Origin of the sequence: Micromonospora sp. NPDC049366 (assembly GCF_044466625.1) — a bacterium.
Taxonomy (GTDB): Bacteria; Actinomycetota; Actinomycetes; order Mycobacteriales; family Micromonosporaceae; genus Micromonospora.
The window spans coordinates 542,665-554,088 of the sequence record NZ_JBITMV010000001.1 but is presented as its reverse complement, the minus strand read 5'-3'; the positions used below and the strand labels follow the sequence as shown (position 1 = coordinate 554,088).

The following is an 11,424-nucleotide window of genomic DNA, read 5'->3' as shown; positions in this document are numbered from 1 at the left end:
GGCAGGTGTGCCCGGCTACATAAATCGCTTCCGATGTTACTGGCCGCACACGGCCCAGGTAGACCATGGCGCCCGCCAGTTGCGATCAACTGGACGGGCGCCATGGATTGCCTTACAGCTCGGTGACGGAGCCACCGGCGGCGGCGATCTTCTCCTTCGCCGACGCGCTGAACGCGTGCGCCGAGATCTGGAGAGTCACGCCACCGAGGTCCCCGGTGCCGAGGACCTTCACCGGCTGGCCCTTGCGGACCGCGCCGGCCTCGACCAGCTCCAGCGGACCGACCTGGCCGCCGTTCGGGAACAGCTCGGCGAGCCGGTCCAGGTTGACCACCTGGAAGGTCACCTTGAACTTGTTCTTGAAGCCCTTCATCTTCGGCAGGCGCATGTGGATGGGCATCTGCCCACCCTCGAACGCCGCCGAGATGTTCTTGCGGGCCTTCGAACCCTTGGTACCGCGGCCGGCGGTCTTGCCCTTGGAGCCCTCACCGCGACCCACGCGGGTCTTCGCGGTCTTGGACCCCGGCGCCGGGCGCAGGTGGTGAACCTTGATCGTCATTACTCGACCTCCTCGACCTTCACGAGGTGGTTCACAGTGAAGATCATGCCGCGGATCTCGGGCCGGTCCTCCTTGACCACCACGTCGTTGATCCGCTTGAGACCAAGCGAACGCAGCGAGTCACGCTGGTTCTGCTTGGTCCCGATCTCGGATCGGACCTGGGTGACCTTCAGGCGAGCCATCAGGAAGCCACCCCCGCCCGCGACGCCAGCATGGCGGCCGGCGCGACGTCCTCCACCGGCAGGCCACGGCGGGCGGCGACGGCCTCGGGGGACTCGAGCCCCTTCAGCGCCGCCACGGTGGCGTGCACGATGTTGATCGGGTTCGACGAGCCGAGGCTCTTGGAGAGCACGTCGTGGATGCCCGCGCACTCCAGCACCGCGCGCACCGGCCCACCGGCGATGACACCCGTACCGGCGGAGGCCGGCTTGAGCAGCACGACGCCGGCGGCGTCCTCGCCCTGAACCGGGTGCGGGATCGACTGACCGATCCGCGGCACCTTGAAGAAGTGCTTCTTGGCCTCCTCGACACCCTTGGCGATCGCCGCGGGCACCTCCTTGGCCTTTCCGTAGCCCACGCCGACCGTGCCGTCGCCGTCGCCCACGATCACCAGGGCGGTGAAGCTGAAGCGACGACCACCCTTCACGACCTTGGCGACGCGGTTGATCGCGACGACCCGCTCAAGGTGCGGGGTCTTCTCGACGGGCGCGTTTCCGCGGCCGCCCTCACGGCGGTTGTCGCGGCGACCACCCTCGTTGCCACCGGACCCGCCGCCACGGCGCTGTTGACCTGGCATCAGCAGCCTTCCTTCTCTCTCGTGACGGGGTTACTAGAACTCGAGCCCGGCTTCGCGGGCGGCGTCGGCGAGCGCGGCGACCCGCCCCGCGTACCGGTTGCCGCCGCGGTCGAAGACGACCTTGGAGATGCCGGCGGCCTTGGCCCGCTCGGCGAGCAGGGCGCCCACCTTGCCGGCGAGGGCGCTCTTGTCGCCCTCGGTGCCGCGCAGCGAGGCGTCCAGGGTCGACGCCGACGCCAGGGTGTGACCCTTGGTGTCGTCGACGATCTGGGCGACGATGTGCCGCAGCGAACGGGTGACGACCAGGCGCGGACGCTCGGCGGTGCCACTGACGTTCTTGCGGACCCGGAAGTGCCGACGCGCCCGCCCGACGGCGCGCTTGGCGGCGACGCCGCGGCGGCGCTTGAGCAGCGTGGCGGTCACTTCTTACCTGCCTTTCCAGCCTTGCGGCGGATGACCTCGCCCTGGTACTTCACGCCCTTGCCCTTGTAGGGCTCCGGCGGGCGGATCTTCCGGATGTTGGCGGCGACCTCACCGACCTGCTGCTTGTCGATGCCGGCCACGTGGAACAGGGTCGGCCGCTCCACGGTGAAGGTGATCCCCGCCGGCGCGGTGACCACGACCGGGTGCGAGAACCCGAGCGCGAACTCGAGGTCCTGGCCCTTGGCCGTGACCCGGTAACCGGTGCCGGCGATCTCCAGGCTCTTGCGGTAGCCCTCGGTCACGCCGACGATCATGTTGGCGACCAGGGTACGGCTGAGCCCGTGCAGCTCCTTGGCCTTCCGCTCGTCGTTCGGGCGGTTGACGGACAGCTGACCGTCCTCGCCCTTCTCGATCGTGATCGGCTCGGCCAGGGTGTGCGACAGCTCGCCCTTCGGGCCCTTGACCTTGACGGTCTGCCCGTCGATGGTGACGTCAACGCCGGTTGGCACCGGGATCGACTTACGTCCAATACGCGACATTTCTACCTGTCTCCCGTTACCAGACGAAGGCGAGGACTTCCCCGCCAACGCTCCGCTTGCGGGCCTGCCGGTCGGTGAGCAGCCCCTGGGACGTCGAAATGATCGCCACGCCCAGCCCACCGAGCACCCGGGGGAGCCCGTCCGACTTGGCGTACACCCGGAGACCGGGCTTGGACACGCGCTTGATGCCGGCCAGGCTCCGCTCGCGGTTCTGGCCGTACTTCAGCTCGACGACCAGTCGCTTGCCGACGGCGCCCTCCTCGGGCTCCTCGACCGACCAGGTGGCGATGTAACCCTCCGCCTTCAGGACCTCGGCGATGTTCGCCTTGATCTTGGAGTAGGGCATCGTCACCCGGTCGTGGTACGCCTGGTTGGCGTTACGCAGACGCGTGAGCATGTCTGCGATCGGGTCGGTCATCGTCATGGATTTCGTCAACCTTTCTCGCCGGGGTTCCCGCGTTCGCCCGCAGGCCTACGGCGAAGAGACAGTGCAGCTGACGCGCGGAGCGCGCCGGGCTATTACCAGGAAGCCTTGGACACGCCGGGCAGCTCACCGCGGTGGGCCATCTCCCGGATGCACACCCGGCAGAGACCGAACTTGCGGTAGACCGCCTTCGGACGCCCGCACCGCTGGCAGCGGGTGTACGCGCGAACCGAGAACTTCGGCTTCGCGGCCGCCTTGAGGATCAGCGCCTTCTTGGCCATCTCAGTTCTCCTTGAACGGGAAGCCCAGGAGCTTGAGCAGCGCCCGGCCCTCGTCGTCGGTCGTGGCGGTGGTGACCACCGTGATGTCCATGCCCCGCTGGCGATCGATCTTGTCCTGGTCGATCTCGTGGAACACCGACTGCTCGGTCAGACCGAACGTGTAGTTGCCGTGCCCGTCGAGCTTGCGCCCGTCCAGACCGCGGAAGTCGCGGATACGCGGCAGCGCGATGGAGAGCAGCCGGTCCAGGAACTCCCACATCCGGTCGCCGCGGAGGGTGACCTTCGCGCCGATCGGCATGCCCTCGCGGAGCTTGAACTGCGCGATGGACTTGGTCGCCCGACGCACCTGCGGCTTCTGGCCGGTGATCGTGGCCAGGTCGCGGACGGCGCCGTCGATCAGCTTGGCGTCACGGGCGGCCTCGCCGACACCCATGTTGACGACGATCTTGACCAGCCGCGGCACCTGCATCGGGTTGCCGTAGCTGTACTGCTCGCGCAGCTGGGCCACGATCTCGTTGCGGTACCGCTCCTTGAGGCGCGGCAGGGTCTTGGTTTCGGTAGCCGTGGTCATCACAGGTCCTTACCGGTGCTACGCGCGATGCGGACCTTCTGGCCGTTGTCGTCGATCCGGTAGCCGACGCGAGTCGGCTTGCCGTCGGAGTCCAGGACCATCACGTTCGAGACGTGGATCGGGGCCTCCTGGGTGACGATGCCACCGGTCTTGGCGCCACGCTGAGTGGTGCTGATGCGGGTGTGCTTCTTGACCCGGTTCACGCCCTCGACGAGGACCTTGTCCTGCCGCGGGTAGGCCGCGATGACCTTGCCCTTGGCACCCTTGTCCTTGCCGGCGATGACGACGACCGTGTCGCCCTTCTTGACCTTCACGGTCACAACACCTCCGGCGCGAGAGAAATGATCTTCATGAACCGCTTGTCCCGCAGCTCACGGCCCACCGGGCCGAAGATACGGGTACCGCGCGGGTCCCCGCCGTCCTTGATGATGACGGCGGCGTTCTCGTCGAAGCGGATGTACGACCCGTCCGGGCGCCGCTTCTCCTTGACGGTGCGAACGACGACGGCCTTGACGACGTCGCCCTTCTTCACACCGGCACCGGGGATCGCGTCCTTGACGGTGGCCACGATGACGTCGCCGATGCTCGCGTAGCGCCGACCGGAGCCACCGAGAACCCGGATGCACAGGATCTCCCGAGCACCCGTGTTGTCGGCGACGCGCAGTCGCGACTCCTGCTGAATCACGTCTATCTCCTATGTCTGCCGGTTCTCCGGCCGCCGTGGCGGCCGGAGCCTGGCGGAACCCGCGCCCGACGCGACGCCGGGCGAGCTCGAGCCTTCGCTACTTGGCCTTTTCCAGGATCTCCACGAGCCGCCAACGCTTCGTGGCGGAGAGCGGCCGGGTCTCCATGATCAGGACCCGGTCGCCGATGCCGGCGCTGTTCTGCTCGTCGTGCACCTTGAGCTTGCTGGTCCGGCGCATGATCTTGCCGTACAGCGCGTGCTTGACCCGGTCCTCGACCTCGACGACGACGGTCTTCTCCATCTTGTCGCTGACGACCAGACCCTCACGGACCTTGCGGCGCGCCCGCGCGCTGGCGGTGGTGTTCTCGCTCATCCTGCAGTCACCTCAGTCGGCGCGGCCGAGAGCCCCAGCTCGCGCTCACGCATGATCGTGTAGATCCGGGCGATCTCCCGACGGATGACCTGCAGCCGCCGGTTGTTGTCCAGCTGCCCGGTTGCGGCCTGCACGCGGAGGTTGAACAGCTCCGCCTTGGCCTCCCGCAGCTTCGTGACCAGCTCCTCCTCGGAGAGCTCACGCAGCTCGGCGGCCTTAACGCCCGCTGCCATCAGGACTCACCCACTTCGCGCGTCACAATGCGGCACTTCATCGGGAGCTTGTGGATCGCGCGACGCATCGCCTCTCGCGCGATCTGCTCGTTGGGGAAGGACATCTCGAAGAGAACCCGCCCCGGCTTCACGTTGGCGACCCACCACTCGGGCGAGCCCTTACCGGAACCCATCCGGGTTTCCGCCGGCTTCTTGGTGAGGGCCTGGTCCGGGAAGATCGTGATCCAGACCTTGCCGCCACGCTTGATGTGACGGGTCATCGCGATACGCGCCGACTCGATCTGCCGGTTGGTCACGTACGCCGGCTCGAGAGCCTGGATCCCGAACTCGCCGAACACCACCCGGTTACCACCCTTGGACGCGCCACTGCGGTCCGGGTGGTGCGGCTTGCGGAAGCCCTTCGGGGGCTTGCGCGGCATCAGCATCTGTCAGCCCTCCTGCTGCGTTTCTGCCGCGGCGGCGACGGCGGCGGGATCCACCGCGTCCCCACTCGGCGTCTCGGCCTGCTGCGCGAGCGTCGTCGCGGCAGCCCGGCCGGCCTCGGTACCGCCGGCGGTCGTGCCGGACGAACCCGACCGACCACGGCGCGGCCGCTCGGGCCGGTCGCCACGGTCACGGCGCGGGCGGGACGGACCGGCCTCGGCCGGGGCCTCCCGGCCCGGGACCGCGTCGCCCTTGTAGATCCAGACCTTCACACCGATCCGGCCGAAGGTGGTACGGGCCTCGAAGAAGCCGTACTCGATGTTGGCCCGCAGCGTGTGCAGCGGAACCCGGCCCTCACGGTAGAACTCGGTCCGGCTCATCTCGGCGCCGCCGAGACGGCCCGAGACCTGCACCCGGATGCCCTTGCAGACCGGGTTCTTCATCGCCGACTGCATGGCCTTGCGCATCGCCCGACGGAAGCTGACCCGGCTGGACAGCTGCTCGGCCACGCCCTGCGCGACCAGCTGAGCGTCCGACTCGGGGCTCTTCACCTCGATGATGTTGAGCTGCACCTGCTTGCCGGTCAGCTTCTCCAGCTCGCCGCGGATCCGGTCGGCCTCCGCGCCCTTACGACCGATGACGATGCCCGGCCGGGCGGTGTGGATGTCGACCCGGACCCGGTCCCGGGTCCGCTCGATGTCGACCTTGGAAATGCCGGCGCGCTCCAGGCCCTTGGACATCATGCGACGGATCTTGACGTCCTCGCCGATGTAGTCCTTGTAGAGCTTGTCCGCGAACCAGCGGGACTTCCAGTCGGTCGAGATCCCGAGCCGGAACCCGTGCGGGTGAACCTTCTGACCCATTACTCCGCGCCCTCCGTGTTGCTCTGCGTCTCGGCCGGCGCGGCCTGCTTCGCCGGAGCCGTCTTCTTCGCGGCCTTGCGCGGCGCGGCCGGCGCGACGGCCTCGACCGCCACCGTGATGTGGCAGGTGCGCTTGCGGATCCGGTACGCCCGGCCCTGCGCCCGCGGCTGGAACCGCTTCATCGTCGGGCCCTCGTCCACGAACGCCTCGCTGACGAGCAGCGCGTCGGGGTCCAGCCGCTCGTTGTTCTCCGCGTTGGCGATCGCGCTAGCGAGCACCTTGTACACCTGCTCGCTCGCAGCCTGCGGCGCGAACTGCAGCACCGTGAGCGCCTCCTTCGCGGGCAGGCCGCGGACGAGGTTGACCACCCGGCGCGCCTTCATCGGCGAGATGCGCACGTGCCGCGCAACCGCCCGCGCGCCCGGAAGCACCGGAGCGTCGCCCTTTCCTGGCATCGCTGTAACCCCTTGATCCTCTATCCGTATGCCCGCGGCGTCAGCGCCGACGGCTCTTCCGGTCGTCCTTCTCGTGACCCTTGAACGTGCGGGTCAGCGCGAACTCGCCGAGCTTGTGCCCGACCATCGCCTCGGTCACGAACACCGGGACGTGCTTGCGTCCGTCGTGCACGGCGATCGTGTGCCCGAGCATCTCCGGGATGATCGTCGAGCGGCGCGACCAGGTCTTGATGACGTTCTTGGTGCCCTTGTCGTTCTGCGTCTCCACCTTCTTGATCAGGTGGTCGTCAACGAACGGGCCCTTCTTCAGGCTGCGAGGCATAAGTCAGCTCTCCTGTTAGCCGCGCTTGCGGGTGGCGTAGCGGCGGCGGACGATCAGCCGGTCGCTCGGCTGGCCCTTACGACGGGTGCGGCCCTCGGGCTTACCCTGCGGGTTGACCGGGTGGCGACCACCGGAGGTCTTACCCTCACCACCACCGTGCGGGTGGTCGACCGGGTTCATGGCGACACCACGGACGGTCGGGCGCTTGCCCTTCCACCGCATACGGCCGGCCTTACCCCAGTTGATGTTCGACTGGTCGGCGTTGCCGATCTCGCCAACGCTGGCCCGGCAGCGCACGTCGACCCGCCGGATCTCGCCAGACGGCATGCGCAGGGTCGCGTACGCGCCCTCACGGCCGAGCAGCTGGATGCCGACGCCGGCCGAACGGGCCAGCTTGGCGCCACCGCCCGGACGCAGCTCCACGTTGTGAACCGTGGTACCGACCGGGATGTTGCGCAGCGGCAGGTTGTTGCCGGGCTTGATGTCCGCGCCCGGGCCCGACTCCACCGAGTCGCCCTGCTTCAGGTCCTTCGGCGCGATGATGTAGCGCTTCTCGCCGTCGGCGTAGTGCAGCAGCGCGATACGCGCGGTGCGGTTCGGGTCGTACTCGATGTGCGCGACCTTCGCCGGCACGCCGTCCTTGTCGACCCGCTTGAAGTCGATCAGACGGTACTGCCGCTTGTGACCGCCACCGTGGTGCCGCGTGGTGATCCGGCCGTGGGCGTTGCGTCCGCCCTTCTTCGGCAGCGGCGCCAGCAGCGACTTCTCGGGCGTCGACCGGGTGATCTCGGCGAAGTCGGCAACGCTGGAGCCACGCCGGCCCGGCGTCGTCGGCTTGTACTTACGGATAGCCATTGTCTACACCCCTCAGCTGACCGGGCCGCCGAAGGCCTCGATACGGTCACCGTCAGCCAGCTTCACCATCGCCCGCTTGGTGTCCTTGCGCTTCCCGAACCCGGTACGGGTCCGCTTGCGCTTGCCCTCGCGGTTGAGCGTGTTGACCGTCAGGACGCGGACGTTGAAGATCTGCTGGATAGCGATCTTGATCTCGGTCTTGTTCGCGTCCGGGTGCACCAGGAAGGTGTACCAGTTGCGGTTCAGCTCGCTGTAGCTCTTCTCCGAGACGACCGGCGCCACGATGATGTCGCGCGGGTCGGCGATCGTGCTCACTTGCCACCCTCCTCGGTGGTCTCGGCGGGCACGCCCAGGAACTCGTCCAGGGCGTCCTTCGTGAAGACCACGTCGTCGGCCACCAGCACGTCGTACGTGTTCAGCTGGCCGGCCTCGATCAGGTGCACGCGCGGCTCGTTGCGCAGCGACACCCAGTTCAGCTCGTCGGTGCTGCTCAGCACGACCAGGACCCGACGGGCCTCGGTCAGCTTGGCCAGCGTGGCCAGGGCGGCCTTGGTCGACGGCTTCTCGCCGGCGACGAACGCCTCGACGACGTGCACCTGGCCGGCGCGGGCCCGGTCGGACAGGGCGCCACGCAGGGCGGCGGCCTTCATCTTCTTCGGGGTCCGCTGGCTGTAGTCACGCGGCACAGGGCCGTGCACCACGCCACCGCCGGCGAACTGCGGCGCGCGGATCGAGCCCTGGCGGGCACGACCGGTGCCCTTCTGCTTGTAGGGCTTCTTGCCGCCGCCGGCGACCTCGCCGCGCGTCTTGGTCTTGTGCGTGCCCTGCCGGGCGGCCGCGAGCTGCGCGACCACGACCTGGTGCATCAGCGCGACGTTGGCCTGCGCGTCGAAGATGTCAGCCGGCAGCTCGACCGAGCCGCTCTTGGTGCCTTCGACGGTGAGGACGTCAACGGTGGTCACTTGGCCACACCGCCCTTCTTCACCTTGGTCTTGGCCGCGGTGCGGACCAGGACGAGCGCGCCCTTCGGGCCGGGAATGGCACCGCGGACGAGCAGGAGGTTGTTCTCGGTGTCGACCGCCTGGACGGTCAGGTTCTGGACGGTGTAGCGCACGCCACCCATCCGGCCCGCCATCCGGGTGCCCTTGAAGACACGACCCGGGGTGGCGCAGGCGCCGATGGAGCCGGGCGAGCGGTGCTTGCGCTCGACACCGTGGCCCGCGCCCAGACCGTGGAAGCCGTGCCGCTTCATCGCACCGGCGAAGCCCTTGCCCTTGGTCCGGCCGGTCACGTCGACCGTGACACCCGCCGGGAACTCCTCGACCGTGACCTCCTGGCCGAGCGAGTAGTCCGCGGCGTCGGTGGTGCGCAGCTCGACGATGTGCCGGCGCGGCGCCACGTCCGCCTTGGCGTAGTGGCCGCTGACCGGCTTCTTGACCTTGCGAGGGTCGATCGCGCCGTAGGCGAGCTGGACCGCGGAGTAACCGTCCTTCTCGGCGCTACGAACCTGGCTGATGACGCACGGGCCGGCCTCGACCACGGTCACCGGCACAACACGGTTGTTGTCCCAGACCTGGGTCATACCGAGCTTTGCGCCCAGGATCCCCTTAACTTGCCTGTCCATTTGTCCGGTCCCTACAGCTTGATCTCGATGTCGACGCCAGCCGGCAGGTCGAGGCGCATGAGCGAGTCGACCGTCTTGGGGGTCGGGTCGATGATGTCGATCAGCCGCTTGTGCGTACGCATCTCAAAGTGCTCGCGCGAGTCCTTGTACTTGTGCGGCGAGCGGATGACGCAGAAACGGTTGATCTCCGTGGGCAGCGGCACCGGGCCAGCGACCTGCGCCCCGGTACGCGTCACCGTCTCGACGATCTTCCGAGCCGAGGAGTCGACGACCTCGTGGTCATAGGCCTTGAGCCGGATGCGGATCTTCTGTCCCGCCATGGTGGCTTCTGTTCCTTCTCTCGATGCCGCTGTGTTGCGGGCGCCTGCACCGGCTGGTGCAGGCCCACTTCGCCGACCCCCGCGGTCGGGCGTGTCGCGCCCTCGGGCCAGGCTCCGCCCCGGGCTCCGGAGCGTTCCGACCACGCGGTGGGTCAAGGCGCCGATCGCTACTGCGACCTGAACGCCGTGCGAGGGTGGTTGGCGGCCGAACCGCCAACCACCCCACGCTCGACTGTCCTGCCGCCCGGAGGTTCGACTCAGCCGAACACGGGCAGCGAACTGCCGTTACGCAACCTGACTAGTATGCCGCACGACCGGCGGCGGGTCTAATCGGGGTTACCTAGCTCACTTGATGATCTTGGTGACGAACCCGGCGCCGACGGTGCGGCCACCCTCGCGGATCGCGAACTTGAGGTTCTCCTCCATGGCGATGGGCTGGATCAGCTTCACCGTCATGGTGGTGTTGTCACCCGGCATGACCATCTCGGTGCCCTCGGGGAGGGTGACGACACCGGTGACGTCCGTGGTCCGGAAGTAGAACTGCGGACGGTAGTTCTGGAAGAACGGGGTGTGCCGGCCGCCCTCCTCCTTGGAGAGGATGTAGACGGTCGCCTCGAACTCCGTGTGCGGGGTCGTGGTGCCCGGCTTGATGACCACCATGCCGCGCTCGACGTCCTCGCGCTTGATGCCACGCAGCAGCAGACCGACGTTCTCACCCGCGCGGGCCTCGTCGAGCAGCTTGCGGAACATCTCGATGCCGGTGACGACCGTCTTCTGCGACTTCTCGCGGATACCGACGATCTCCACCTCCTCGTTCGGCTTGAGCACGCCGCGCTCCGCGCGACCGGTGACGACCGTGCCACGACCGGTGATCGTGAAGACGTCCTCGATCGGCATCAGGAACGGCTTCTCGGTCTCGCGCTCCGGCTGCGGGATCGCGTTGTCGACCGCGGTCATCAGGTCCATCAGCTTGCCGGTCCACTCGGGGTCACCCTCGAGGGCCTTCAGCGCCGAGACCCGAACGACCGGCAGGTCGTCACCCGGGTACTCCTGCGACGAGAGCAGCTCACGGACCTCGAGCTCGACGAGCTCCAGGAGCTCCTCGTCGTCGACCATGTCGCTCTTGTTGAGCGCCACGACGATGTACGGCACGCCGACCTGACGGGCCAGCAGCACGTGCTCGCGGGTCTGCGGCATCGGGCCGTCGGTCGCCGCCACCACCAGGATCGCGCCGTCCATCTGCGCGGCACCGGTGATCATGTTCTTGATGTAGTCGGCGTGACCGGGGCAGTCGACGTGCGCGTAGTGACGCGCCTCGGTCTGGTACTCGACGTGCGCGATCGAGATCGTGATGCCGCGGGCCTTCTCCTCCGGCGCCTTGTCGATCTCGTCGAACGGCGTGTACGGGTTCAGGTCCGGGAACTGGTCGTGCAGGACCTTGGTGATGGCCGCCGTCAGCGTCGTCTTACCGTGGTCGATGTGACCAATGGTGCCGATGTTGACGTGCGGCTTAGTCCGCTCGAACTTCGCCTTCGCCACTGGTGTCCTCCTGTGGACTTTCTTGGTTCGTTCGCCCCGGTGCGCCGGTCGGCGCTTAGGACTCTGTCGACAGCCTTTCCGGCCTGACGGCCGGAGAGCCTTTGTGGGTTCTGCGGCGATGAAGCCTACAGGCCCGGATTCA

At 68.0% G+C, this 11,424-nt stretch carries 22 protein-coding genes; all 22 read right to left on the bottom strand.

Features of this window, described 5'->3' with window-relative positions; genetic code table 11:
• Positions 1 to 112 precede the first annotated feature (112 nt).
• The gene (gene rplO, locus ACIBTV_RS02665; protein ID WP_396701593.1) at positions 113 to 556 is read right to left on the bottom strand and encodes a 50S ribosomal protein L15; all 444 of its coding nucleotides are present in this window, start codon (positions 554 to 556) and stop codon (positions 113 to 115) included.
• Positions 556 to 738: a 50S ribosomal protein L30 gene (gene rpmD, locus ACIBTV_RS02660; RefSeq protein ID WP_012015110.1), complete on the bottom strand. Its 183-nt coding sequence runs from the start codon at positions 736 to 738 to the stop codon at positions 556 to 558. The genes rplO and rpmD overlap by 1 nt, the downstream gene beginning before the upstream one ends.
• On the bottom strand, positions 738 to 1,352 hold the full coding sequence (gene rpsE / locus ACIBTV_RS02655; protein WP_091102580.1) for a 30S ribosomal protein S5: 615 nt from the start codon (positions 1,350 to 1,352) through the stop codon (positions 738 to 740). Before rpsE ends, rpmD begins: the two co-directional genes overlap by 1 nt.
• 33 nt (positions 1,353 to 1,385) lie before the next feature.
• Positions 1,386 to 1,775 carry a 50S ribosomal protein L18 gene (rplR, locus tag ACIBTV_RS02650; RefSeq protein ID WP_091594952.1) on the bottom strand — a complete coding sequence of 130 codons (390 nt, stop codon included), beginning with the start codon at positions 1,773 to 1,775 and terminating at the stop codon, positions 1,386 to 1,388.
• Positions 1,772 to 2,314: a 50S ribosomal protein L6 gene (gene rplF / locus ACIBTV_RS02645; RefSeq protein ID WP_396701589.1), complete on the bottom strand. Its 543-nt coding sequence runs from the start codon at positions 2,312 to 2,314 to the stop codon at positions 1,772 to 1,774. The genes rplR and rplF overlap by 4 nt, the downstream gene beginning before the upstream one ends.
• Positions 2,315 to 2,330: 16 nt before the next feature.
• Positions 2,331 to 2,738 (bottom strand): 30S ribosomal protein S8, encoded by a 408-nt coding sequence (gene rpsH, locus ACIBTV_RS02640; protein ID WP_013288624.1) that lies wholly within the window; start codon positions 2,736 to 2,738, stop codon positions 2,331 to 2,333.
• A gap of 95 nt (positions 2,739 to 2,833) precedes the next feature.
• Positions 2,834 to 3,019: a type Z 30S ribosomal protein S14 gene (locus ACIBTV_RS02635; protein WP_007073023.1), complete on the bottom strand. Its 186-nt coding sequence runs from the start codon at positions 3,017 to 3,019 to the stop codon at positions 2,834 to 2,836.
• A 1-nt stretch (position 3,020) separates the two neighbouring features.
• Complete coding sequence (gene rplE / locus ACIBTV_RS02630) at positions 3,021 to 3,590, bottom strand: 50S ribosomal protein L5 (protein WP_396701586.1); 570 nt, start codon at positions 3,588 to 3,590, stop codon at positions 3,021 to 3,023.
• The gene (gene rplX, locus ACIBTV_RS02625; protein WP_013288626.1) at positions 3,590 to 3,910 is read right to left on the bottom strand and encodes a 50S ribosomal protein L24; all 321 of its coding nucleotides are present in this window, start codon (positions 3,908 to 3,910) and stop codon (positions 3,590 to 3,592) included. Before rplX ends, rplE begins: the two co-directional genes overlap by 1 nt.
• A complete protein-coding gene (rplN, locus tag ACIBTV_RS02620; protein ID WP_020520472.1) occupies positions 3,907 to 4,275 on the bottom strand; it encodes a 50S ribosomal protein L14 in 369 nt (122 codons plus the stop codon). The genes rplX and rplN overlap by 4 nt, the downstream gene beginning before the upstream one ends.
• Positions 4,276 to 4,372: 97 nt before the next feature.
• Positions 4,373 to 4,648 carry a 30S ribosomal protein S17 gene (gene rpsQ, locus ACIBTV_RS02615; protein ID WP_091594945.1) on the bottom strand — a complete coding sequence of 92 codons (276 nt, stop codon included), beginning with the start codon at positions 4,646 to 4,648 and terminating at the stop codon, positions 4,373 to 4,375.
• The gene (gene rpmC, locus ACIBTV_RS02610; RefSeq protein ID WP_012015118.1) at positions 4,645 to 4,881 is read right to left on the bottom strand and encodes a 50S ribosomal protein L29; all 237 of its coding nucleotides are present in this window, start codon (positions 4,879 to 4,881) and stop codon (positions 4,645 to 4,647) included. The genes rpsQ and rpmC overlap by 4 nt, the downstream gene beginning before the upstream one ends.
• Positions 4,881 to 5,306 carry a 50S ribosomal protein L16 gene (gene rplP / locus ACIBTV_RS02605; protein WP_007465292.1) on the bottom strand — a complete coding sequence of 142 codons (426 nt, stop codon included), beginning with the start codon at positions 5,304 to 5,306 and terminating at the stop codon, positions 4,881 to 4,883. The genes rpmC and rplP overlap by 1 nt, the downstream gene beginning before the upstream one ends.
• A gap of 3 nt (positions 5,307 to 5,309) precedes the next feature.
• A complete protein-coding gene (gene rpsC / locus ACIBTV_RS02600; protein WP_091594943.1) occupies positions 5,310 to 6,167 on the bottom strand; it encodes a 30S ribosomal protein S3 in 858 nt (285 codons plus the stop codon).
• Positions 6,167 to 6,622, bottom strand: coding sequence for a 50S ribosomal protein L22 (rplV, locus tag ACIBTV_RS02595; RefSeq protein WP_091594941.1), 456 nt, complete (start codon positions 6,620 to 6,622; stop codon positions 6,167 to 6,169). Before rplV ends, rpsC begins: the two co-directional genes overlap by 1 nt.
• Positions 6,623 to 6,662: 40 nt before the next feature.
• Positions 6,663 to 6,944, bottom strand: a complete 282-nt coding sequence (gene rpsS, locus ACIBTV_RS02590; RefSeq protein ID WP_091125151.1) for a 30S ribosomal protein S19 — start codon at positions 6,942 to 6,944, stop codon at positions 6,663 to 6,665.
• Positions 6,945 to 6,959: 15 nt separating this feature from the next.
• The gene (gene rplB, locus ACIBTV_RS02585; RefSeq protein WP_396701582.1) at positions 6,960 to 7,799 is read right to left on the bottom strand and encodes a 50S ribosomal protein L2; all 840 of its coding nucleotides are present in this window, start codon (positions 7,797 to 7,799) and stop codon (positions 6,960 to 6,962) included.
• 12 nt (positions 7,800 to 7,811) lie between these two features.
• Entirely contained in the window at positions 7,812 to 8,114 is a 303-nt protein-coding gene (rplW, locus tag ACIBTV_RS02580) for a 50S ribosomal protein L23 (RefSeq protein ID WP_076466668.1), read from the bottom strand.
• Positions 8,111 to 8,761, bottom strand: a complete 651-nt coding sequence (gene rplD, locus ACIBTV_RS02575; RefSeq protein ID WP_396701580.1) for a 50S ribosomal protein L4 — start codon at positions 8,759 to 8,761, stop codon at positions 8,111 to 8,113. The genes rplW and rplD overlap by 4 nt, the downstream gene beginning before the upstream one ends.
• Positions 8,758 to 9,423 carry a 50S ribosomal protein L3 gene (rplC, locus tag ACIBTV_RS02570; protein WP_396701578.1) on the bottom strand — a complete coding sequence of 222 codons (666 nt, stop codon included), beginning with the start codon at positions 9,421 to 9,423 and terminating at the stop codon, positions 8,758 to 8,760. The genes rplD and rplC overlap by 4 nt, the downstream gene beginning before the upstream one ends.
• Before the next feature lie 11 nt (positions 9,424 to 9,434).
• Entirely contained in the window at positions 9,435 to 9,743 is a 309-nt protein-coding gene (gene rpsJ / locus ACIBTV_RS02565) for a 30S ribosomal protein S10 (protein WP_007073037.1), read from the bottom strand.
• Between the two features lie 345 nt (positions 9,744 to 10,088).
• Positions 10,089 to 11,282: an elongation factor Tu gene (gene tuf, locus ACIBTV_RS02560; RefSeq protein WP_091594933.1), complete on the bottom strand. Its 1,194-nt coding sequence runs from the start codon at positions 11,280 to 11,282 to the stop codon at positions 10,089 to 10,091.
• Positions 11,283 to 11,424 lie beyond the last annotated feature (142 nt).

What these genes read in the sequence shown, in the direction of transcription:
- rpsH (WP_013288624.1), bottom strand. Translation starts at nt 2,738, where the DNA reads ATGACGATGACCGACCCGATCGCAGACATGCTCACGCGTCTGCGTAAC.
- rpsE (WP_091102580.1), bottom strand. Translation starts at nt 1,352, where the DNA reads ATGCCAGGTCAACAGCGCCGTGGCGGCGGGTCCGGTGGCAACGAGGGT.
- rpsQ (WP_091594945.1), bottom strand. Translation starts at nt 4,648, where the DNA reads ATGAGCGAGAACACCACCGCCAGCGCGCGGGCGCGCCGCAAGGTCCGT.
- ACIBTV_RS02635 (WP_007073023.1), bottom strand. Translation starts at nt 3,019, where the DNA reads ATGGCCAAGAAGGCGCTGATCCTCAAGGCGGCCGCGAAGCCGAAGTTC.
- rplC (WP_396701578.1), bottom strand. Translation starts at nt 9,423, where the DNA reads ATGGACAGGCAAGTTAAGGGGATCCTGGGCGCAAAGCTCGGTATGACC.
- rpsJ (WP_007073037.1), bottom strand. Translation starts at nt 9,743, where the DNA reads ATGGCGGGACAGAAGATCCGCATCCGGCTCAAGGCCTATGACCACGAG.
- rpsC (WP_091594943.1), bottom strand. Translation starts at nt 6,167, where the DNA reads ATGGGTCAGAAGGTTCACCCGCACGGGTTCCGGCTCGGGATCTCGACC.
- rplP (WP_007465292.1), bottom strand. Translation starts at nt 5,306, where the DNA reads ATGCTGATGCCGCGCAAGCCCCCGAAGGGCTTCCGCAAGCCGCACCAC.
- rplE (WP_396701586.1), bottom strand. Translation starts at nt 3,590, where the DNA reads ATGACCACGGCTACCGAAACCAAGACCCTGCCGCGCCTCAAGGAGCGG.
- rplF (WP_396701589.1), bottom strand. Translation starts at nt 2,314, where the DNA reads ATGTCGCGTATTGGACGTAAGTCGATCCCGGTGCCAACCGGCGTTGAC.
- rplB (WP_396701582.1), bottom strand. Translation starts at nt 7,799, where the DNA reads ATGGCTATCCGTAAGTACAAGCCGACGACGCCGGGCCGGCGTGGCTCC.
- rplV (WP_091594941.1), bottom strand. Translation starts at nt 6,622, where the DNA reads ATGCCAGGAAAGGGCGACGCTCCGGTGCTTCCGGGCGCGCGGGCGGTT.
- rpmC (WP_012015118.1), bottom strand. Translation starts at nt 4,881, where the DNA reads ATGGCAGCGGGCGTTAAGGCCGCCGAGCTGCGTGAGCTCTCCGAGGAG.
- rplO (WP_396701593.1), bottom strand. Translation starts at nt 556, where the DNA reads ATGACGATCAAGGTTCACCACCTGCGCCCGGCGCCGGGGTCCAAGACC.
- rpsS (WP_091125151.1), bottom strand. Translation starts at nt 6,944, where the DNA reads ATGCCTCGCAGCCTGAAGAAGGGCCCGTTCGTTGACGACCACCTGATC.
- rpmD (WP_012015110.1), bottom strand. Translation starts at nt 738, where the DNA reads ATGGCTCGCCTGAAGGTCACCCAGGTCCGATCCGAGATCGGGACCAAG.